The sequence below is a fragment of the Brevibacterium aurantiacum genome (assembly GCF_900169065.1).
GTDB classification, from domain to species: domain Bacteria; phylum Actinomycetota; class Actinomycetes; order Actinomycetales; family Brevibacteriaceae; genus Brevibacterium; species Brevibacterium aurantiacum.
In genome coordinates this window covers 134,644-154,898 of sequence record NZ_FXZB01000006.1, presented here as the reverse complement: position 1 = coordinate 154,898, position 20,255 = coordinate 134,644, and the positions used below count along the sequence as shown (strand labels likewise).

Here is a 20,255-nt window from a genome sequence, read left to right as displayed (position 1 = left end):
GCTCAGGCTGCGGCGGTCTTCGCTGCGTTGACGTCAGCCGGAAGAGCTTCCTTGGCAACCTTGATCAGGTGCGCGAAGGTGGCTGAATCGTTGACGGCGAGCTCGGCGAGCATACGGCGGTCAACCTCGACGCCAGCGGCCTTGAGGCCCTGGATGAAACGGTTGTACGTCATGCCGTTGGCGCGAGCACCGGCGTTGATGCGCTGGATCCACAGGCGACGGAAGTCACCCTTGCGGGCGCGACGGTCACGGTAGCTGTAGACCAGCGAGTGGATGACCTGTTCTTTGGCCTTGCGGTACAGGCGCGAGCGCTGTCCACGGTAGCCGCTTGCCCGGTCAAGGATGACCCGGCGCTTCTTGTGAGCGTTGACCGCTCTCTTAACACGTGCCACGTGTTACTCCTTCAAAATTGGTTCTGCCGGCGGTGCCGGAGTCTGGTTCAAGCTATGGGAACCACGTGCGTGGCTGCCCGGGATTGGAGACCCGAGGGGGTCTCACCTGCCCTTGAGCTTGCCCAGAAGCTTGCGGGCTTTGGCGCGATCTCCGCCGGTGAGGACCTGGTCCTCCGCAACGCGACGCTTACGGGCCGAGGACTTGCCCTCGAACTTGTGCTGGTTGTTCACGCCTTCACGCATGATCTTGCCAGTACCCGTCACACGCATGCGCTTCTTGGCGCTGCTGTTCGTCTTCTGCTTCGGCATCGAGCCGTTCTCCTTTGCATTTCGTTGTCGGTGGCGACCACCGGCAACTACTTCACACGCTGAAACCGTTCAGGCTCCAGCGAATCGGTACTTACTTCTCACGCGTCGGGCGCTGCTTGTTTCTCTGCAGCGACGCGATCGCGTCGGGACTTCACCTCGGCGACGTTGCCCTTGGCATCAGATGATGCCTTGCGGGCCTCGGCCTTGGCGTCGGACTTTGACTTATGTGGGGCAATGACCATCACCATGTTGCGTCCGTCGACCCGTGGTGAGGATTCGACGGTGCCCAGTTCCGACACATCTTCGGCCAGGCGGTTGAGCAGCTTGATGCCCATTTCGGGGCGAGACTGTTCACGACCGCGGAACATGATCATGACTTTGACCTTGTCGCCACCGGACAGGAAGCGGGTCACATGCCCCTTCTTCGTCTCGTAGTCGTGTTCATCGATCTTGAGACGGAAGCGGATCTCTTTCAGCGCAGTGTTCGCCTGGTTCTTGCGGGCTTCTCTGGCCTTCTGAGCAGATTCGTATTTGAATTTCCCGTAGTCCATGAGTTTGGCGACGGGAGGCTTCGCCTGCGGTGCAACCTCGACCAAGTCGAGATCTGCCTCGCGAGCGAGGTCGAGTGCCTTGCGAATGGCAACGATACCGACCTGTTCACCGTTGGGTCCGACCAACCGGACCTCGGGAACCCGAATCCGGTCATTGATGCGCGTCTCGCTGATGTGTTCACTCCTTTTTAGCTCAAATGATGTCGTGGCAATAGAAAAGGCTCCCATTGACCACATGCCAAGGGAGCCTGCACACACATCAGAGCACGGTATTGAAACCGCAGCACTTCAAGTGAATACACCTCGATCTGAAATCTTCTGCCTCAGGCTTGCACCTGGGCTGTCGATCATCAGATCATTGGACCCGATCGCTCTACACGATCAAGGTGGGAGTCAGACTCCGCTTCGCACCACGACTTAGTGTACTACGCTTCATGACTCTTCGCACATCGAGGCCGAACGTGAAATCGACGCGTCGTTCATATGTCAAGCTAGTCCCATGAGTTCTGAAAATTCTGTACCCGCCGAGGCGGTTGCCGATGTCACGCGTGACATCGCCGAAGTACCAGCCATCGAGGTCATCACATCAGCAGCCGTGCACTTGATGTCCGCTGCCGCCGTCAAATGCGGACTGGCCGAAGACTCCCCCGAGGCTCCCGCAGCAGAGCTGCAGGACCTGGACGAGGCACGCAAGCTCATCACTGCGCTGGCCGGCCTGGTCACCGGCGCCGCCACCGTCATCGGCGACCACCATGCTCGCCCTCTGCGCGACGGCCTGCGCAGCCTCCAGCTGGCCTTCCGCGAAGCCTCGGCGATTCAGGATGAGCCAGGACAGGGTCCCGGCGAGAAGTACACAGGCCCTGTTCGCTGAGACACCCCACCGTGCGTGCCGACTCTTTCGTCGTGCGCCATGGCCCCAAGATATCCGCTGCGGCTCCCGACCACTGGTCGGGGGCCGCTTCTGTCATGTCAGTGCCGGGTGAGACCATCGTCCTATGTCTCCCGTAGAATTGCCGTACGTGAGTGCCAAGGAGTTGCAGGACTACTTCGGCACCACGTTCTACGAGCGCGGACGCAGCTACGCCAACAAGGGCATGGTCGGGCAGGCACGTTGGGACCCCGAGGACAATACTCTGCGGGCAGACGTCGCAGGCAGCGCGGCACAGGATTACACCAGCATCGTGCGGCTGAAGCGACACAGTCCCACGGCGAAATCATTCACCGTGCTCTCCTCGCAGTGCACATGCCCCGTGGGCGGAGACTGCAAACATGTGGTGGCTGCGCTCATGGCGGCATCAGTTCGGCAGGTGGCTCCATTCGGTTCGACGGCACTGCACGACCCGGACCAACGCAGTTCCCCCGACCCTCCCAGCTGGCAGACTGCCCGCAGCAGAACAGCTTCCCGCAGTGGGACGTCGTCACCTCGGCGTGCGGAGTCGGATTGGAAGTCGATCCTCTCCGGTTTCTCCTCCGACCGCGTCGATGCATCGGTGTGGGCCTCTGGCCCCGGCGGCACCCTGGCTGGGACTGCACCGACGCGGCTTGCGCTCGGCTTCGAGATCTCCGAACTGCGGCGCACTCGCTTCGGGAACTTCGAAGTGCACCCGATCACGCGCACGAAGCTGACCGGTTACACCGACCTCGTCGTCACTCTGCGTCCTCTGATGGAGGGGGCACGCCGCAACTGGATCAAGGGCAACGTGTCCTGGTCCAACATCGCCAACAACTCCACCACCCGCGCCTATGCGCGCGGTCAGGCGGCATGGTTCGCTCAGCTGTACGGGCTCTCTGCCATCAACTCGAATCGCCTTGTGACCAATGAGGACACTGTGGTCCTTGACTGGTTCGCCTCACCCTTGCTGTGGCATCTCTTCGATCAGGCGAGGACTTTGGGCATCGAACTTGTCGGCACCCGCCGCGAGCTCACGGTCCGCCTGGCTGACGAGGCCACCACGGAATGCGATGTGGTCGCGACGCCACAGGGGCTCGAGGTTCGCTCCCTGATCACCGTTGACGAAGAACCGTTCGACCAAGGGCTCAGCGGGCCGATCGACGATCATGGCTTCTACGGAATCTCGACCGCGGCAGGACTCGCCCTCGTCCTGGCACCTGCAGAGAAGACCACCGACCATGCGGTCGTTGAGATGCTGCGTCGTTGGGAACCGGTCACCATCTCGAAGGACCAGATGGATGACTTCTTCACAGGCTTCTATCCCAAGCTCGCCTATGCCACCACCGTCATCTCCTCTGACGATTCGGTGACCCTGCCCGTGCTCGTCCCTCCCGACCTCGCGCTCACCGTCACCTACGGAGATCATGGTGCACATCTGACGTGGGAGTGGCACTACCATCACCCGACTCATACGTTCCCGATCCGCCGAGGTTCAGCACCAGACCGCGACCGCAGCCTTGAACACGAAGACACCGTGCTCGCGAATCTCAGCTCCACGGTTGCGGCAATCCCAGTCCCACTGACCCTCCCCAGTGCGTTGGGTCATGCAGGCACCGTGGACCTCGACGGTCTGCAGACGGCTGTCTTCGTCGACAAGCTCCTGCCCACCCTGAGCGACATCGACCATCTCGAGGTCCATGAGGTCGGCGATCGCCCGGACTATCGGGAAGTCACCGAAGCACCGTTGGTGTCGATGTCGACCGACGAGGCCGAAGACAGCGACTGGTTCGACATTCGCTTCCACATCATGATTGCCGGACAGAAGGTTCGCTTCGCCGACCTGTTCGTCGCCCTCGCACAGGGGGCAGAGATGATAGTCCTGCCCGATGGCGCGTACTTCTCCCTCGACGGGCCCTTCTTCGACAAGTTTCGTCGCATGCTCGCTGAATCGGATGTCATTGCGGATTGGCAGCCGGACTCACCTCGCCTCTCGCGCTATCACATGGATCTGTGGGCCGAATTCGACGAACTCGTCGACGACTCCACAGCGGCGGCCTCATGGCGACGTTCGGTCGAAGCGCTCAGCCACCTCGGCGAGATTCCGTCTCTCGACGTGCCGGAGGGAATCGAGGCCACACTGCGGCCCTACCAACAGGAAGGGTTCAGCTGGCTGGCCGCACTGTGGTCCAGCGGACTCGGCGGCATCCTGGCCGACGATATGGGTTTGGGTAAAACTCTGCAGGCACTTAGCCTGTTCACTCATATCAAGAACACGACGGCGAATGCCTCCCCCATTCTCGTCGTCGCACCCACATCGGTGATGTCGACGTGGCGTGCGGAGGCCGAGAAGTTCGCACCTGGTCTGCGAGTCACCACTATCTCGGCCACAGAGAAGAAGCGGAAGACCGCCTTGGCCTTGGAGATCGAGGATGCCGACCTCGTCATCACCTCCTATGCGATTCTGCGCCTCGACGCACAGGCCTTCCGATCGATCCAATGGGACACCTTCGTCCTCGACGAGGCGCAGTTCGTCAAGAACCGGACGGCCAAGGTCCACACTGCGGCGAAGGGAATCCAGGCGCGATTCCGCCTGGCCATCACGGGCACACCGATGGAGAACTCGCTGACCGACCTGTGGTCGCTGTACTCGATCACCTCACCGGGACTGCTGCCGGGCATCGAGAAGTTCCGTCGCGAGATCGTCTTACCCATCGAATCGGGCGAAAGTCCGGAGGGCATGGCGCTGCTGCGGCGGCGGATCAGACCGTTCATGAAACGGCGGAACAAGGAACTGGTCGCGGCCGACCTGCCGCCGAAGCAGGAACAGGTCCTCAGCGTCGAACTCAGCTCCAAGCACCGGGATCTCTACAACACGGTCCTGCAGAAGGAGAGGAAGAAGCTCCTCGGCCTCATCAACGACATGGATCGCAACCGCTTCGCCATCTTCCGGTCACTGACACTGCTGCGGATGTTGGCCATCGACCCCTATCTCATCGATGAGAAGTACGAAGCGATCGGATCGAGCAAACTCAGCGCACTCTTCTCCCACCTCGACGACATCATCGCCGAGGGGCACCGCACCATCATCTTCAGCCAATTCACCTCGTTCCTGTCACGGGTCGGCGAACAGCTCGATCATCGCAACATCAACTACTGCTACTTAGACGGCTCCACCCGGAACCGAGGTGCGGTCATCGATGATTTCAGAGCTGGGGAGGCACCGGTCTTCCTGATCAGCCTCAAAGCCGGCGGATTCGGGCTGACGTTGACAGAGGCCGACTTTGTTTTCCTGCTTGATCCCTGGTGGAATCCGGCGGTGGAAGCTCAGGCGGTTGATCGTGCGCACCGCATCGGGCAGACGAAGAACGTCATGGTCTATCGGATGGTGTCTGAGAAGACCATCGAGGAGAAGGTTCTAGCGCTGCAGGAGAGGAAGGCACAGCTCTTCGACTCCCTGGTCAATGAGGGCGAGGGCTTCTCCTCGACAATCACGAGTGAGGACATCCGCGGACTTCTTGACGGGTGAAGGGCTCCTCGTAGCGGCCGCTCACGCCAGCTCGGTGCCGTTTGCTGGCTCAGTGCCCGAGAGACGATACGACTCCGCGCATAAGCTCATCCTCGACGAGTTCGACTCCAGGGCCGAACTGCCCGAAGCGCAGTGCATTGATGAGGCCGACCAGCGCCGCCCAGACGGTCACAGAGCGCACGATCACCTGATCATCAGGCTCCAACCCCAGTTCCCGCAACCCTTCACGCAGTGGGTCCAAGGCGTGAGATGGCGGAAGCTCAGAGGAAGTCTGGACTGCCGAGGACTTTTCCAACAGATTCGTCAGCGTCACCATGATCCTGGTCCCGGGCACTACGGTCTCATCCCTTGGGGCCTGATAGTCCGGGATGGGTGTGCCGTAGATGAGCGCCCACCGATTGGGATGCCGGCGCGACCAGGCAAGCATCGTCACACCGACCGTGAGAACGGACTCGTCGCGTGTCAGTGCCTCATCGACCTCGTCGGCGATCGCAGTGAACGCGTCACGGATGAGTATTGTCAGCAGCTCATCGCGGTTCTTCACGTATCGGTAGATGGCGCTTGAGACGATTCCGAGTTCTCGAGCAATGGCGCGAAGTGAGACTCCCTCGAGCCCATCGTCGTCGAGCATACGGTTCCCGATCCGGGTGATCTGGGCTTCGGTTTCCAGCCGGGCCCGCTGGCGCGGAGTCGAGTTCGTCATGCCTCAACCCTAAAACGAGAGAGCGAAGATAACAATAGTGAGCACTGCTCTTGAATTGCATTGCGGATCGGCCTAATCTGATTTCAGAGAGCAGTGCTCTCACAAGCCGTGCACTCAAAGGTGCGCACGACATCACGACATCACGAAGGATGATCATCATGAAATCTGCACTCGTCATCGGCTACGGACAGATCGGCAACGAAATCGCCTCCCAGCTCACAGCAGCAGGGGCACACGTTGCAGTTGCAACCCGTTCGGCTCCAGCCGCTGTCCCAGTTGTCGCCGCCGGCTCAGGATCGGCAGACTCGCCCTACACCGACCACGCCAGGATCGACCGTATCCGCGCGGACGCAACCGACTCAGAGCAGTTGCGCGAGGCCGCCGCTGGCAGCGAAGTCATCTTCGCCTGCGTTCATGCTCCCTATGACAGCCGAGTGTGGGCACAGGTACTGCCGCAGATGGAGAAGACGATCATGGATGTCGCCGCGGAACTGGGCATGCCGGTCATCTTCCCCGAATCGGTCTACGCCTTCGCTGGCCTCCACAGCGCGGTGACGGAGTCCTCTCCGTTTGCCCCGGTCGAGGAGAAGGGACGGATCAGGCAGCAGGTCATGGAAGCGAGGCTGGAACACCCGGCCACCTCGGCGAGCATCATTGCAGGAGACCTGCTCGGCCGAAGCGCACAGCCGTGGTCCTCAGTGGTGAAGATGTGCATTACCACTCCGATCGCCAAATGGCATCGGGCCATTGTGCCCGCACGCTCCGATGTCGCCCACGGCATCACCGTGATCGAAGACCTCGCTGCCGCGATGATCCGCGCGGCACAGCTGCTCGAAGACGTCCCCGCGGGGACGCATCGCCGGCTCATCGCACCGTCTTCGAATCCGACACTCGGCGAGATCGCGGAGTTCACTCACGAGCATCTGGGAACGAGACCGCGGAGGCCACTGTCCCTCCCCCGCTGGACGACTCGCGTCGCCGGAGTCTTCGAGAGGTCGATGTACGAACTCAACCAGCTCGCCCCGATCTGGTACTCCCCCTGCGTGATCGAGACCGGAGAGTTTGCGAAGGATCTGGGCACCACAGATTGGCGTGAAGGCGTCACACAGATGCTGTGATGCTGCCTCGGCGTGGAAGACGTGGCGTGCGCCGAGCTCGGACGAACAGGCCCTCGCTGCCGTCTTATTTGAGGAAGATGCCGTTGCCGGGGCCCAGCGGCAGGTCGAAGAAGAACCAGATCGCCAGGAGCGCAGCCCACGCCAGCCAAAAGGGTATGACGAACGGGAACATCCTGGAGATGATGGTACCCAGTCCGGCATTGGGCTCATACCGGCGCACGAGACCCAGAAGCACGATCATGTAGGGGTTGAGTGGGGTGATGACCTGGGTCGCCGAGTCGCCGACTCGGAATCCGGCCTGGATGAAGGCCGGTTCGTAGCCGAGCAGCGCGAACAGCGGAACGAACACCGCGGCCATGAGCGTCCACATCGAGGACCCGGAGACGATGAAGAGGTTGAGCACACTGGCCAGGAGCATGAACCCGATGACCGCTGCGAAGCCGGTGAGGCCTATCGCTTCGAGGCCGGAGGCACCGGCCACGGCGATCCAGGAACCGATCCCCGTCCAATTGAACAGCGCGATGAACTGACCGAGGATGAAGGCGAGAATGAGGAAGGACATCATGTCGACGATCGACTGGCTCATCATACGCACGAGATCGTTCATCGACCGCACGGTGCGCACGACGAAACCGTAGACCACGCCCATGAGCATGAAGTAGGCGAAGACGATGAAGACAATTGAGGACAGCAACGGGGACTTCGGCAGGAACCCGCCGTCCTCATTGCGCCAGGGTGAGTCGGGAATGAGCACTGCGAAGAGCAGTACCGCAGTCAGCAGCAGTGCCGAAGCCAGGGACCACACCAGGCCCCGCTTCTCCTCGGGTTCGAGTTCGGCTTTGACCTCCTTCTGCGATTCCTCGACCTCTTCGGCAGACACGGAGTTCTCGCCGTAGGGGTTGTCCTTCGCCTGGTATTCCTTGGCCAGGCCCGAACCCTTGGCATCGGCGTATTCGCGCGGAACGCCTTTGCGAACCATGTTCGGTTCGATGAGCTTGTCGATGATGAATCCGGCGATAACCGCCAGCACGATCGAGGCGACGATGTTGAAGAAGTAGTTCGACACCGGGTTGACGGCCGTATAGTCAGTGTCTGGCAACGTCTCCATCACCGAGGTGGTGATTCCGGCGAAGAGCGCATCGAGGCTGGTCGGCACGATCGAGGTCGAATACCCGGCGCCGGTGGCGGCAAATCCGCCGATGAGGCCGGCCATCGGGTGTCGTCCGGCGGCCTTGAACACGAGCGCAGCCAGCGGCGGGATGATGATGAAGGCGGAATCGGCCATGATCGACCCGACCACGCCGACGAAGCCGACGGCATAGGGCAGCAGCCAGCGCGGGCTCTTGCCGAAGGCGATTCGCACAGCCGCGGCGAGCATGCCCGACTTCTCGGCCACGCCCACGGCCAGGAGGATCGGCAGTACGGTGGCCAAGGGCGGGAATCCGATGTAGTTGTCGCCCATCGTCGTCGTCAGCCACGACAGCCCTTCGCCGGTGAACAGTCCCTTGATCGCCACGGTCTCGTCGCTGCCGGGAATTGAGACCGACACGTCTGCTATAGCCATGCCGGTTGAGATTGCTCCTGTGATGAGGAACAGTCCGAGAAAGAGGGTGAACGGCTCGGGCAGTTTGTTGCCTATCCGTTCAATCCCGTCCAGCAGACGCTGGCCGATACCGATTTTCGCTGATGTCGTCGTTGACATGTGTCTTCCTTCTCTTCGCTGGTCGCGATCCGAGCGGACTCCCCAGACTAGTTGAAGTAGTTCTCCACGTCTACTGCTCCTCCGTCGCGTTCGAATTCTGCAACCACCTCGGAGGCCAGGTCATCGTCGACGAGGAAGTCCAAAGCAGTACACGCCAGCCCGTAGCCGGCATCATGGGCGGCAGCTTCGGCGGCGGGCGTGATCGAGGCTGCCGCGAACTCGCGGGTATGCAGCGCCACATCGGCGTCGGCGGTTTTGATGAGTGGGTGGATGCCCGGTATCCGATAGGAGACATTGCCGAAGTCGGTCGACGCTGCAATCGACTCATCGAGCACCCCACCGGGCAGCGGTGTTCGCCCCTGCGTCTCCTCATGCACGGCCCAGCGCTGTGTGAGAGCGGAGTTCGTACGCACCGGAAGCGAAGGCGGATGCTCGTCCCAGTCGACTTCTACTCCGGTGCCGGTCATAAGGGCCGCGCCCTTGGCCGCGTCCTCGACCCTGTCGGACAGCTCCTTGAGCGTTTCGGGGAACTTCGACCGCACATAGCACTGCACTGTGGCGGCTTCCGTGATGATCGAGGGCCGGGTCCCGCCGTCAGCGATGACGGCGTGCAATCGGGAGATCGGCGGCATCTGCTGGCGAATAAGGCCAAGACCCTGGTAGAAGAGGTTCGCGGCGTCGAGTGCGTTGCGGCCCATGAACGGCTGCGCCGAGGCGTGGGCGGCGATCCCTGAGTAGTTGACGGTCAGCAGACGCCTGCCCAACCACACCTGTTCCGCGCAGTCGTACCCGTAGCCGTGAACCATAATGGCTGCGTCGATCCCCTCGAATGCGCCGCCGCGGGCCATGACCTCTTTGCCCGAGTGGCCCTCTTCCGCAGGCGTACCGAGCAGCACCACGCTGCCGGGAACAGCGCTGGGGTCCCGTTCCCAGAGGGCATGCAGGGCGAGGAATGCTCCGACTCCGGAGGCGGCGATGAGGTTGTGCCCGCAGGCATGACCGATCTCCGGCAGTGCGTCGTATTCGGCGAGGATCGCGATCGTGCGTCCGTCACCATTTCCCGTGGTCGCGCGCAGACTCGTCTCGACACCGAAAAGTCCGGTCTCGACCTCGACGCCTCGTGAGCGCAGCAGCGAGGCGATCGCACTGACAGACTCGTATTCGACGAACGCGGTCTCTGCCAATTTGTGGATGGTATGCAGCAGCCTGTCGAGATCAGATCTTGCTGCTGCGAGAGCTGCGGCGAGGCCTGCCGTGCTTGACTCGGGAGCCCCGCTGAACTCGGAGCTCCACTCGCCTGCTCGCTCGCTGCGTGTTTGAGTCTCGGCGGCGATCTGGTCGAGATAGCTCGCGTTCGGGACGGTCGGTTGGCTCAGGTCGCGAATCTCACTCATGGAGATCAAGCATAGGAGACTTCGGGCAAGTGCACATGCCTTTTCCCTGTATTCGGGACTCGACCCGAAGTATTGGGTGCGCTGCGGTTCGGGAGTCTACGACTCGGCGATCTGCAGAGCCAATGAGTCCACCTTCTCCACGATCGTCTCATCGGCGGCCAGAGCTAGTTGGAATCGCTTCATCTCCTCGGCGGAGACTTGAGAGCGTACTCCAAGTCGGATGCCGACCTCGGGCCCCTCGACATGGACTCGGGCACTGCCGGGACTCAGACTGATCTGCGCCAGCCAAGGAAAATCCTCGGCGATGGCGACCAACGCCTGGCCCACCTCGGCGTCGGCCCAGGACGGAGTCCAGGGCTGTCCCTGGGCAAATGCGAACATTGCGGTACGACGCAGCAGGAACGAGGTCTCGGCCCCGGGGTCGAGGACAACGAGCTGCGAATCGGCTTCAATCGCCCCGAGGACGAGCCGCTCCGATTCGATCGGCACGGGCCGAGCGTCGGGATGCCACGCAGTCAACGGTGGAATCGAGCAGAAACCGGGTGTGCACTCGCGGCCGTCTTCGGCCTGCAGCCGAACCATGGCCATCTCCGAGGAGTTGTCGACCATCAGTCCGTTCTCGCCGACCTCCTGGTCGACTGCCATCGGAACGATCGGTGCGTACAGCCTGGCCCCCGACAGTGCGGAGAGCACCTTGCTGTGCAGCGTCGGGTTCAACGGCTCCTGGCGCACCTGGTTCAGTGCTTCGATCAGACCGGCATCGGCCAGCCCGGAGTCGCCTGAGAACGGGTTCGGCCGCAGATCACGGCCGGACCATGATTGTCCGGCCGAGTCCGAGCGATCGCCCGTATCCGATGCCACTTCTTCAGCCTCCAGCGACTTCGAGGGCTTCTTCCAAGGTGAACTTTCCGGCGTAGAGGGCCTTGCCTACGATCGCCGAGTCCACGCCATAGGGAACCAGCTCGCGCAGGTTGCGCAGATCGTCGAGGCTCGAGACTCCGCCCGATGCCACGATCGGCTTGTCGGTCTTCTCCGCCATCGACTTCAGCAGCTCCACATTGGGTCCCTGCAGCGTGCCGTCCTTGCGGACGTCGGTGACGACATAGCGGGCGCAGCCTGCCTTCTCGAGTGTCGAGAGGACCTCGTAGAGGTCTCCCCCGTCCTTGGTCCAGCCGCGGGCTGCGAGAGTGGTGCCGCGAACGTCGAGGCCGATGGCGACCTGATCGCCGAAGCGAGAGATCATATCAGCGGTCCATTCCGGGTTCTCCAAGGCGGCGGTGCCGATGTTCACCCGCTCAGCTCCCGTGTCGAGTGCTCGTTCGAGGCTCTCGGTGTCGCGGATGCCTCCGGAGAGTTCGACCTTGATGCCGACGGCCTTGACGACCTGGTTGAGCAGATCTGAGTTCGATCCGCGACCGAATGCGGCGTCGAGGTCGACGAGGTGGATCCACTCCGCTCCCCGGTTTTCGAAGTCCTGGGCTGCGTCGATGGGTGAACCGTAGTCGGTCTCCGTGCCGGCTTCGCCCTGGACGAGGCGGACGGCTTTGCCATCGGCGACGTCAACGGCGGGAAGGAGGACGAGCTTGTTGGGGGTTTGAGTCATTGTGACCTTTCTCAAGAGGCTGTCGAGACTGATGTGAACGAGTTGGAGCAGATGAACCTGGAGGGTTCGGACAATCCTAGTGGCGGGCCGCGCCCACTTCTGGGAAGGAGCCGATCCAGTTGCGCAGCAGACGTGCACCTGCGTCGGCTGACTTCTCGGGGTGGAACTGGGCTGCCCAGGTGGTGCCGTCCTCGACTGCTGCGATGAAGCTGCTGCCATGGGTTGCTGTGGTCACCACCGTGTCCGGCGGGGTTTCGGTCGCCGCATAGGAGTGGACGAAGTAGAAACGTTCCTCGGCCACACCGTCGAACATCCGCGACGACGTCGGCGCGCTGACCTGCGACCATCCCATATGGGGAACGACCGGAGCCTCGAGCGCGGTGACGGCGCCGGGCCAGAGTCCGATGCCTTCGGTCTTCACACCGTGCTCTTCTCCGCTGGCGAAGAAGACCTGCAGCCCGACGCAGATGCCGAGCAGAGGTCGCTGGCTCTCGTGCCAGGAGCGGATCAGTTCGCCTCCGCCGATTCGCGTCAATCCGGCCATCACGGCCGAATAGGCACCGACGCCGGGGACGAGCAGACCGTCGGCGGCATCGATGGCGGACCGGTCAGCTGTGAGAACGACCTCGGCGCCGGCTGCTTCCACCGCGCGTACGGCTGAACGGACGTTTCCTGCCCCGTAGTCAAGGACAGCGACCGTGCTCATTGCTTTGCTCCCTTGGTCAGGACGCTGTAGATCCTCCACAGGGAGAAGCCGAGGACGATCGCGCCGAAGACGGCGACGACCCAGGCCATCGTGTTCCCGGTGAGCCCAATGGTGATGCCGAAGGCAGTGATGAGTCCGGCGAGTACTGCCACGACGATCCACAGCAGTGCAGTTCGGGCCACGGCGGCCCGGCCAGGAGACATTGTGGCGGCGCTGGCCTGCAGCTTCGTCATGGAGGAGGTGGGGATGTTGCCCTCCACCTCGTCGGCCGACTTGATTTCGAGCAGGAGCTGCTCGAGGACGTCTGGAAGGTTCTTCAGCGCCAGCCCTGCCGGCACATCCGATTCGCGGGCACCGTGGCGGAAATGACCGGCATCGATCTGCTCTTCGCTGCGGGCAAGGAGGAGAACCTCGTGTTTGCCCGAGAGTTTGGAGATCGCTGCGGCCGCCTCGTTGCCCGCCTGCACATCGGTGTCGGCCAGGACGATTCCGGTGAAGTCTCCGATGGGAACGATGGTTCCCTTGATGTTCGACAGCACGCAGGCAGCGGCCAGCTGCTCGGCTACGCCGAACGGGGTCACGACGACGGTGGTGCTCACAAGACTCCCTTGGTGCTGGGTACCGAGTTGTTGCGCTCATCGGGTTCGACTGCCTCACGCAGAGCACGGGCGAAGGCCTTGAACTCTGCTTCGGCGATGTGGTGCGGATCCCGGCCGCGCAGCAGGTCGAGGTGCACGGTGAGGCCGGCGTGGAAGGCGATCGACTCAAGCGAGTGTGAGGTCATCGACCCGGTGAAGTGACCGCCGATGAGGTGGTACTGCTGGCCTTCGGGCTCACCTTCGTGCACGAAGTAAGGTCGGCCGGCCACATCGACGACGCAGCGAGCCAGAGCCTCATCCAACGGCACGGCGGCCAGACCGTAGCGGCGGATGCCGGACTTGTCGCCCAGAGCTTCGAGCAGTGCCTGGCCCAGGACGATGGAGGTGTCCTCAACCGTGTGGTGGACGTCGATGTGTGTATCGCCGTCGGCCTTGATCTCCATGTCGATGAGTGAGTGCTTCGACAGCGCCGTGAGCATGTGGTCGAAGAAGGGAACACTCGTCGAAATGTCGGACTGACCGGTTCCGTCGAGGTTGATGGAAACGTTGACCGAGGATTCCGAGGTCGTACGGGAGCGTTGTGCCTGCCTCATGGATGGCCTTTCGTAGGAAGGGTAAGTGCCGTCTGAAGACCATTGTCCTCTGACTCAAGCGAAGCGGTATGTCGGGGTGTGCGCATCTCAGCGATGTCGACTCAGTTGGCGGACAGCACGATGGCCGGATCCTCGGCCAATATCTCGTCGACTGCGGTGAGGAACGCGGTGGTTTCCTCATCCGTGCCGGCATTGACCCGTGCGTGATGGTCGATGCCGATGTCGCGGATGAGAATTCCGCGATCGAGCAGCTTCTGCCACAGATCATGAGGTGAGGCGATGCTGCCGAAGAGAACGAAGTTCGAATCGCTGGGGTAGACGGTGAACCCCGCCGCATCCAGGTGTTGCGAGATTCGGTCGCGGGAGTCGATGAGCCTGTCCACGTTCTCCAGGAGGAGGTCGGCGTGCTCCAAAGCGGTGGACGCAAGCACCTGCGTGATTTCCGAGAGGTGGTAGGGCAGTCGCACGAGGCGCAGAACATCGATGAGGTCCGGTGACGCAATGGCGTAACCGAGACGCAGTCCGGCGCAGGCGAAGGCCTTACTCATCGTCCGTGACACGACCAACCGGGGACGGCCGTCCAGCAGCGTCATGGCAGAGGCGCGTGCAGGTCGGGAGAATTCGGCGTAGGCCTCATCGACGATGACAATGCCTGAGCAGTTGTCGTAGGCGGCTTCGATGACGTCGAGGTCGATCGAGGTGCCTGTCGGGTTGTTGGGGGTGCACAGGAAGACGATGTCCGGGTTCAATGCGGCCACCTCGGCGGCGACGGTTTCCGCATCAAGCGTGAAGTCGTCGTTGCGCGCCGAGGCCTGCCAGGTGGCACCGGTGCCAGTGGTGATCAGGGGGTGCATGGAGTAGCTGGGGGTGAATCCGAGGACAGTGCGCCCGGGTCCGCCGAAGGCCTGCACGATATGGGAGAGGACCTCGTTCGACCCGTTTGCCGCCCAGATCATGTCGGAGCTGAGCTCGACGGACTGTCCGGCGCGGTCATTGACGCCCTGCAGATAGGTGACGAGATGCTCGCGCAGGTCCTCGAACTCACGGTCGGGATAGCGGTTGAGTCCGGCGAAGTGTCCGTCGACGGCTGCGCGCATACTCTCGACGACCACATCGGGGATCGGATAGGCGTTCTCGTTGACGTTCAGCTGCACTGGCACATCCAGATGCGGAGCGCCGTAGGGCTTGAGGCCGACTAGGTCCGAACGCACTGGCAATGACTCGTTATTTCCCACCGCATCAGTCTAGCGTTTGGGCACATCCAAGGTCTGCCCCGGGTGCACCACAGGCGAGGACAGGTGGTTGATGTCGACGATGTCAGCGACGACATCGCGGGTGTCGCGGTCGATCCCGAGATCCACGGCCACTGCCCACAGTGACTCCCCTTCACCGACGACGACTGCCTCGGCGTCGATGCCGATGTCCTCAGTCTCTGCTCCGGCGGCTGCCGAGAACGACTGTGTGGCGACGAAGAATGCTCCGCCGACGATGACGAGAGCGCACACCATGGTCCGAAGCAGGCGCATGGCCTGGCGTCCACGAGTGGTGAAACGCAGTTCCTGGTTCAGTGCAGACATCGCTTAACCTCTTTCCTTCGTACGATTCCACCCGTAATAGGTAGAACGTCTGTTCTATTCAACATGCCAATCGAACATATGTCCAGTCCAACTCGAACATTTATGCGACAATGAGAGAGAACCAGCGTTGTTGATTGATCTGAAAGAACCATCTCAGGCGGCACTGACACGAGAATTCTCGACGTGAGGATCAAGCGGTGAGGCTGGCGGGAATAGAACGAAGGGGAACGAGCAATGGTTCAGAACAAACGAGGGAGGGGCCGTCCCCGCAACGAGGACGTCGCCAGCGAAATCGCAGCCGCCCGCAGCGATGACGAGGACGTCTCGATTCCGGAAGGCTCCACCGGCGAGGGCGATTTTCGTCTGACCCCACGACAGCGTCTGGTCCTCGAGACCATCGAACGCGCAGTCGTGACCAACGGCTACCCGCCGAGCATGCGCGAGATCGGCAAGGCTGCCGGGCTGGCCTCGCTCTCCAGCGTGGCTCACCAGCTATCCCAGCTCGAACGCCTCGGCTATGTCCGTCGAGACCCGAAGCGCCCGCGCGCCATCGAAGTGGTCAATCCCTTCGAGGAAGAAGAGGCAGAGCGGGCCAAGTACGAAGAGCTGGCCAACAACACCGTCCAGGTCCCCGTCGTCGGCCGCATCGCCGCCGGTGGGCCCATCTTGGCTGAGCAGGAGGTCGACGATGTCTTCTCCCTGCCGACACAGGTCGTGGGCTCGGGCGACATGTTCCTGCTCAAGGTCGTCGGTGACTCGATGATCGAAGCCGCGATCTGTCACGACGACTGGGTGGTCGTGCGCAAGCAGCACACCGCTGACAACGGTCAGATCGTCGCCGCCCTGCTCGATGGTGAGGCGACTGTGAAGACCCTCAAGCGCAAGGCCGGCCACCAGTGGCTGCTCCCCCAGAACAAGGACTATGAACCGATCGACGGCACCTATGCCCAGATCATGGGTCTCGTCGTGTCAGTGATCCGTCGCCTCTGACTTTTCTCCCCAGGTCTTCGACCACTGAGGTTCCGATGACTGTGCCCCCGACCGATGACGGTCGGGGGCACAGTGCGTCTCGGGCTCAAATCAGTCGTCGGTGGCTGCCAGACGTCCCAGGCTGGACTTCACGAGCGCGGAATCCGTCGTCGGCCACATCGACGGCATCGAATTCACCAGGTATCCGCCGTAGCGAGCCGAGCGCAGGCGCGAGTCGAGCACGGCCACGACTCCCCTGTCCTTGGTTGAGCGGATCAGGCGACCCGCTCCCTGTGCCAGGCGCAGTGCGGCATGGGTGGCGCTGACGGCCATGAAGCCGTTGACTCCGCGGTTGTCGGCGTCTTTCGATCTTGCCTGCATCAGTGGGTCATCGGGCCTGGGGAACGGAAGCCGGTCGATGATGACCAGGCGGTTGGTCCGACCTGGAACGTCGACTCCCTGCCACAGTGACATGGTGCCGAAGAGGCAGGCCTGGTCATCTGCGGTGAATTGGGAGACGAGTGAGGGCAGTCCGTCATCGCCTTGGAGGAGGATCGGAATGTCGAGTTTCGCCCGCAGGTGTTCGGCTGCGGCATTTGCGGCCGCCCGGGAGGAGAACAGTCCCAGTGCCCCGCCCTTGGAGGCGGTGACCAGTTCCTCAAGTTCATCCAGTGCCTGTTCACTCAGACCGCTGCGGCCAGGACGCGGGAGGTGGGCGGCGACGTAGAGGATGCTCTGTTTGCCGTAGTCGAAGGGTGATCCGACGTCGAGGCTGTCCCACTTGGGTGCGTCGGGGCCGAAGAGTCCCAGGGACGCTGCGACGGCGTCGAAGTTTCCACCCAGGGACAGGGTCGCCGAGGTGGCCACCACCGTCGAGTCCTCGAAGATCCCCGAGCGCATGGTGCCGGCCACGCTGAGCGGGGCGACGACGAGGTTCGTGGTCTCACGCTCGCGGAAGGTGCTGCGCGAGAGCCACACGACGTCGTTCTTGCCGGGATCGCAGAACCGTTCGGCCAGTTCGAAGATCTCCTGGCAGCGGGCCTTGGCCATCTGCCGACCGGCGTCGGAGTCTTCGGTCTTGCCGCCGATGTCGTTGATGATCTGTCGTGCGGAGTCACGGATCTGCGCCAGCGCGAGGGACAGTGCCTCGCTCATGTTGAGGATCAGACCTTCGCTGACACCGCTCTGGGCGCGTTCGAGCGCTGCGGCCGCGGAGTCCAGCAGCGCGACGACGCCGTCCTGGACGATGGTGTGCTTGCGCACGGAGCTAGTGGCGGCGGAGAGCATGCTGGTGTTGATCTGCCCCGACAGTGCGTTCGTGACCCGGTCCTTGAGTTCGTGGGCCTCGTCGATGATGATGACATCGTGTTCGGGCAGAACGGTGTTGTCACCGAAGGCGTCGATGGCCAGGAGTGCGTGGTTGGTCACGACGATGTCTGCTTCGGCCGCGTTGTTGCGGGCCAGTTCAGCGAAGCATTCGGTGTACAGGGGGCAGTTCGAGCCGAGGCAGTCGAAGGAGTTGACCGAGACCTCTGACCAGGCGCGGTCGCTGACGCCTGGCAGGAGATCATCGCGGTCGCCGGACTCTGTGGTCTTCTCCCACGTCCGAATTCGCTGGATCTCCTCACCGAGGCCGGACCGGTCGCTGGCCTTACGACCGGCCTCCGCGTCCGCACCGAGGTCGAAGAGCATGCCTTCGCCCTCATCGGGGTATCCGCCGCCGAGCTTGTGCTTGCAGACATAATTGCGCCTGCCCTTGAGCAGAGCAGCCCGTGGCAGCGGATCGAGAGTCTTCTTCACGGCCTTGAACAGGCGCGGCAGATCTCGGTGGATGATCTGCGTCTGCAGAGCCAAGGTCGCCGTGGACACGATGACGCGGTTGCCCGTCCGACTGGAGTACTCGGCCGCCGGAACCAGGTAGGCCAAGGACTTACCGGTACCGGTGCCGGCCTGGACCAGCAGATGGATGCCCTTGTCCACCGACGAGGAGACTGCTTGGGCCATCTCTGTCTGACCTTCTCGGGTCGAGCCGCCGATGGCCCCTACGGCGGACTCGAGCAGTTCTTCGACGGTGCTCACTCGCCGATGACCAGGTCCGGACGTCGGAAGTCTGCGAGTTCCGCGGCCAGTTCTGCCGGAACCTTCGCCTGCATAGAGGTTCCGCCGGCACCGTGTTCTTCGTGTTCGACCATGCCGAGGGCATAGATCTTCGACACAAGGTCTCCTCGCTCATAGGGAATGAGCACGGTGACCTCGATGTTCGGCGAGGGCAGCATCGACTCAATCGTCTCGACGAGCTCTCCGACGCCTTCCTTGGTCACAGCAGAGACGAAACGTGCCTCCGGGTACTCTGCGTGGAGTCCGGTGATCACCGCTTCATCAGCGATGTCGGCCTTGTTGAAGACGAGGAGTTCGGGAATGTCTCCTGTCTCGACGTCTTTGAGTACCTCGCGCACGGCATGGATCTGACCATGCGGATCCGGGTGCGAGGCATCGACGATGTGCAGGAGCAGATCCGAGTCCGAGGCTTCTTCCAATGTCGAGCGGAATGCTTCGACCAATTGGTGGGGAAGGTTCCGGACGAATCCGACGGTGTCCGTGTAGGTGAAGGTGATGCCGTCGGCGGTCCGGGACTGTCTGACAGTCGGATCCAAGGTCGCGAACAGCGCATTCTGCACCATCACCTCGGCGTCGGCGAGCTGGTTGAGCAGTGATGACTTGCCGGCGTTGGTATAGCCGACGATCGCCACCGAGGGGATGTGATTGCGGGCGCGGTTCTTGCGCTTCGTGTCCCTCGACGGTGCCATCGCGGTGATCTGACGGCGCAGCTTCGACATTCTGGCCCTGATTCGACGTCGATCGAGTTCGATCTTCGTCTCACCGGGACCGCGGGAACCGATTCCGGCACCGCCGGCGACTCGGCCACCGGCCTGGCGAGACAGTGACTCGCCCCAACCGCGCAGACGCGGCAGAAGGTATTCGAGCTGGGCCAGTTCGACCTGGGCCTTGCCCTCGCGGGACTTCGCATGCTGAGCGAAGATGTCGAGGATGAGAGCCACTCGGTCGACGACCTTGACCTTGATGACGTCTTCGAGTCCGCGACGTTGGCTGGGTGCGAGTTCGGAGTCGATGATCACGGTGTCAGCACCCACGGAGGCGACGATCTCGGCCAGTTCGGCGGCTTTGCCCTTGCCGAGGTACGTGCCGGGGTCCGGGGTCTCACGTCGTTGGATGATCGCGTCGAGGACCTCCGAGCCGGCGGTCTCTGCCAGAGCAGCGAGCTCCCGGATCGAGTTCTCAGCATCGGCCTGCGTCGTGTTCCACAGTCCTGCGAGGACGACCTTCTCCAGGCGAACCTGGCGGTATTCGACTTCGGTGATGTCTTCGAGTTCTGTGGACAGGCCAGCGACTCGTTTGAGGGCCGCTCTTTCAGCCAGATCGAACTGCGAGGCGTCGTCGACGTGTGATTCGTTGGTGTCCAGAGCTTGGGCACCTCGTGCGAGAACGCGATCGAGCATCGCGTCCCGACGCTCTTTTTCAGTGGACGTCATTCATTCCTTTGTTCGTTTCTACCCTCGGCGCCACATGGTGTCGCGCGGAGAGTCTCCCCTCAGTTGAGAG

At 62.4% G+C, this 20,255-nt stretch carries 19 protein-coding genes; 4 read left to right on the top strand and 15 right to left on the bottom strand.

The window, feature by feature from the left end; translation table 11 throughout:
- Positions 1 to 2 precede the first annotated feature (2 nt).
- From rplT to infC, 3 genes are all read right to left on the bottom strand, one after another.
- Positions 3 to 392 carry a 50S ribosomal protein L20 gene (gene rplT, locus BAUR9175_RS05885; protein ID WP_009885052.1) on the bottom strand — a complete coding sequence of 130 codons (390 nt, stop codon included), beginning with the start codon at positions 390 to 392 and terminating at the stop codon, positions 3 to 5.
- A 102-nt stretch (positions 393 to 494) separates the two neighbouring features.
- Positions 495 to 701, bottom strand: coding sequence for a 50S ribosomal protein L35 (gene rpmI, locus BAUR9175_RS05880; RefSeq protein ID WP_009885053.1), 207 nt, complete (start codon positions 699 to 701; stop codon positions 495 to 497).
- A gap of 98 nt (positions 702 to 799) precedes the next feature.
- Complete coding sequence (gene infC, locus BAUR9175_RS05875) at positions 800 to 1,480, bottom strand: translation initiation factor IF-3 (protein WP_081448649.1); 681 nt, start codon at positions 1,478 to 1,480, stop codon at positions 800 to 802.
- A 271-nt stretch (positions 1,481 to 1,751) separates the two neighbouring features.
- Here infC and BAUR9175_RS05870 point away from each other — a divergent pair, with 271 nt between their 5' ends.
- Together BAUR9175_RS05870 and BAUR9175_RS05865 are read left to right on the top strand one after the other, a co-directional pair.
- Entirely contained in the window at positions 1,752 to 2,123 is a 372-nt protein-coding gene (locus BAUR9175_RS05870) for a DUF1844 domain-containing protein (RefSeq protein ID WP_009885055.1), read from the top strand.
- A 148-nt stretch (positions 2,124 to 2,271) separates the two neighbouring features.
- Positions 2,272 to 5,670 (top strand): DEAD/DEAH box helicase, encoded by a 3,399-nt coding sequence (locus BAUR9175_RS05865; protein ID WP_180959209.1) that lies wholly within the window; start codon positions 2,272 to 2,274, stop codon positions 5,668 to 5,670.
- A gap of 49 nt (positions 5,671 to 5,719) precedes the next feature.
- On the opposite strand, the gene BAUR9175_RS05860 is transcribed toward BAUR9175_RS05865, so the two are convergent.
- Positions 5,720 to 6,373: a TetR/AcrR family transcriptional regulator gene (locus BAUR9175_RS05860; RefSeq protein ID WP_009885057.1), complete on the bottom strand. Its 654-nt coding sequence runs from the start codon at positions 6,371 to 6,373 to the stop codon at positions 5,720 to 5,722.
- Between the two features lie 158 nt (positions 6,374 to 6,531).
- Between BAUR9175_RS05860 and BAUR9175_RS05855 the strand changes: the two genes are divergently transcribed.
- Positions 6,532 to 7,491 carry an NmrA family NAD(P)-binding protein gene (locus BAUR9175_RS05855; protein WP_180959208.1) on the top strand — a complete coding sequence of 320 codons (960 nt, stop codon included), beginning with the start codon at positions 6,532 to 6,534 and terminating at the stop codon, positions 7,489 to 7,491.
- A 64-nt stretch (positions 7,492 to 7,555) separates the two neighbouring features.
- Here the strand turns inward: BAUR9175_RS05855 and BAUR9175_RS05850 are convergent, their stop codons facing one another.
- The 9 genes from BAUR9175_RS05850 to BAUR9175_RS05810 all read right to left on the bottom strand — a co-directional run bounded on the left by BAUR9175_RS05850 (position 7,556) and on the right by BAUR9175_RS05810 (position 15,665).
- On the bottom strand, positions 7,556 to 9,193 hold the full coding sequence (locus BAUR9175_RS05850) for an AbgT family transporter (protein ID WP_009885059.1): 1,638 nt from the start codon (positions 9,191 to 9,193) through the stop codon (positions 7,556 to 7,558).
- A gap of 47 nt (positions 9,194 to 9,240) precedes the next feature.
- Complete coding sequence (locus tag BAUR9175_RS05845; protein WP_101583205.1) at positions 9,241 to 10,587, bottom strand: M20 family metallopeptidase; 1,347 nt, start codon at positions 10,585 to 10,587, stop codon at positions 9,241 to 9,243.
- Between the two features lie 96 nt (positions 10,588 to 10,683).
- Positions 10,684 to 11,448, bottom strand: a complete 765-nt coding sequence (locus BAUR9175_RS05840; protein WP_009885061.1) for an SseB family protein — start codon at positions 11,446 to 11,448, stop codon at positions 10,684 to 10,686.
- 4 nt (positions 11,449 to 11,452) lie between these two features.
- On the bottom strand, positions 11,453 to 12,190 hold the full coding sequence (gene priA, locus BAUR9175_RS05835; protein WP_009885062.1) for a bifunctional 1-(5-phosphoribosyl)-5-((5-phosphoribosylamino)methylideneamino)imidazole-4-carboxamide isomerase/phosphoribosylanthranilate isomerase PriA: 738 nt from the start codon (positions 12,188 to 12,190) through the stop codon (positions 11,453 to 11,455).
- A 76-nt stretch (positions 12,191 to 12,266) separates the two neighbouring features.
- The gene (hisH, locus tag BAUR9175_RS05830) at positions 12,267 to 12,896 is read right to left on the bottom strand and encodes an imidazole glycerol phosphate synthase subunit HisH (protein WP_101583203.1); all 630 of its coding nucleotides are present in this window, start codon (positions 12,894 to 12,896) and stop codon (positions 12,267 to 12,269) included.
- Complete coding sequence (locus BAUR9175_RS05825; protein WP_096160569.1) at positions 12,893 to 13,495, bottom strand: hypothetical protein; 603 nt, start codon at positions 13,493 to 13,495, stop codon at positions 12,893 to 12,895. Before BAUR9175_RS05825 ends, hisH begins: the two co-directional genes overlap by 4 nt.
- Positions 13,492 to 14,088 carry an imidazoleglycerol-phosphate dehydratase HisB gene (gene hisB / locus BAUR9175_RS05820; protein ID WP_009885065.1) on the bottom strand — a complete coding sequence of 199 codons (597 nt, stop codon included), beginning with the start codon at positions 14,086 to 14,088 and terminating at the stop codon, positions 13,492 to 13,494. Before hisB ends, BAUR9175_RS05825 begins: the two co-directional genes overlap by 4 nt.
- 101 nt (positions 14,089 to 14,189) lie before the next feature.
- Positions 14,190 to 15,323 carry a histidinol-phosphate transaminase gene (locus BAUR9175_RS05815; protein WP_069600398.1) on the bottom strand — a complete coding sequence of 378 codons (1,134 nt, stop codon included), beginning with the start codon at positions 15,321 to 15,323 and terminating at the stop codon, positions 14,190 to 14,192.
- A 9-nt stretch (positions 15,324 to 15,332) separates the two neighbouring features.
- Positions 15,333 to 15,665, bottom strand: coding sequence for a LysM peptidoglycan-binding domain-containing protein (locus tag BAUR9175_RS05810; RefSeq protein ID WP_009885067.1), 333 nt, complete (start codon positions 15,663 to 15,665; stop codon positions 15,333 to 15,335).
- Positions 15,666 to 15,899: 234 nt separating this feature from the next.
- Here BAUR9175_RS05810 and lexA point away from each other — a divergent pair, with 234 nt between their 5' ends.
- Entirely contained in the window at positions 15,900 to 16,655 is a 756-nt protein-coding gene (lexA, locus tag BAUR9175_RS05805; RefSeq protein WP_009885068.1) for a transcriptional repressor LexA, read from the top strand.
- 90 nt (positions 16,656 to 16,745) lie between these two features.
- Here the strand turns inward: lexA and BAUR9175_RS05800 are convergent, their stop codons facing one another.
- Both BAUR9175_RS05800 and hflX read right to left on the bottom strand, forming a co-directional pair.
- A complete protein-coding gene (locus BAUR9175_RS05800; protein ID WP_096145819.1) occupies positions 16,746 to 18,713 on the bottom strand; it encodes an ATP-dependent DNA helicase in 1,968 nt (655 codons plus the stop codon).
- Positions 18,710 to 20,185, bottom strand: a complete 1,476-nt coding sequence (hflX, locus tag BAUR9175_RS05795; protein ID WP_101583201.1) for a GTPase HflX — start codon at positions 20,183 to 20,185, stop codon at positions 18,710 to 18,712. The genes BAUR9175_RS05800 and hflX overlap by 4 nt, the downstream gene beginning before the upstream one ends.
- Between the last annotated feature and the right edge of the window lie 70 nt (positions 20,186 to 20,255).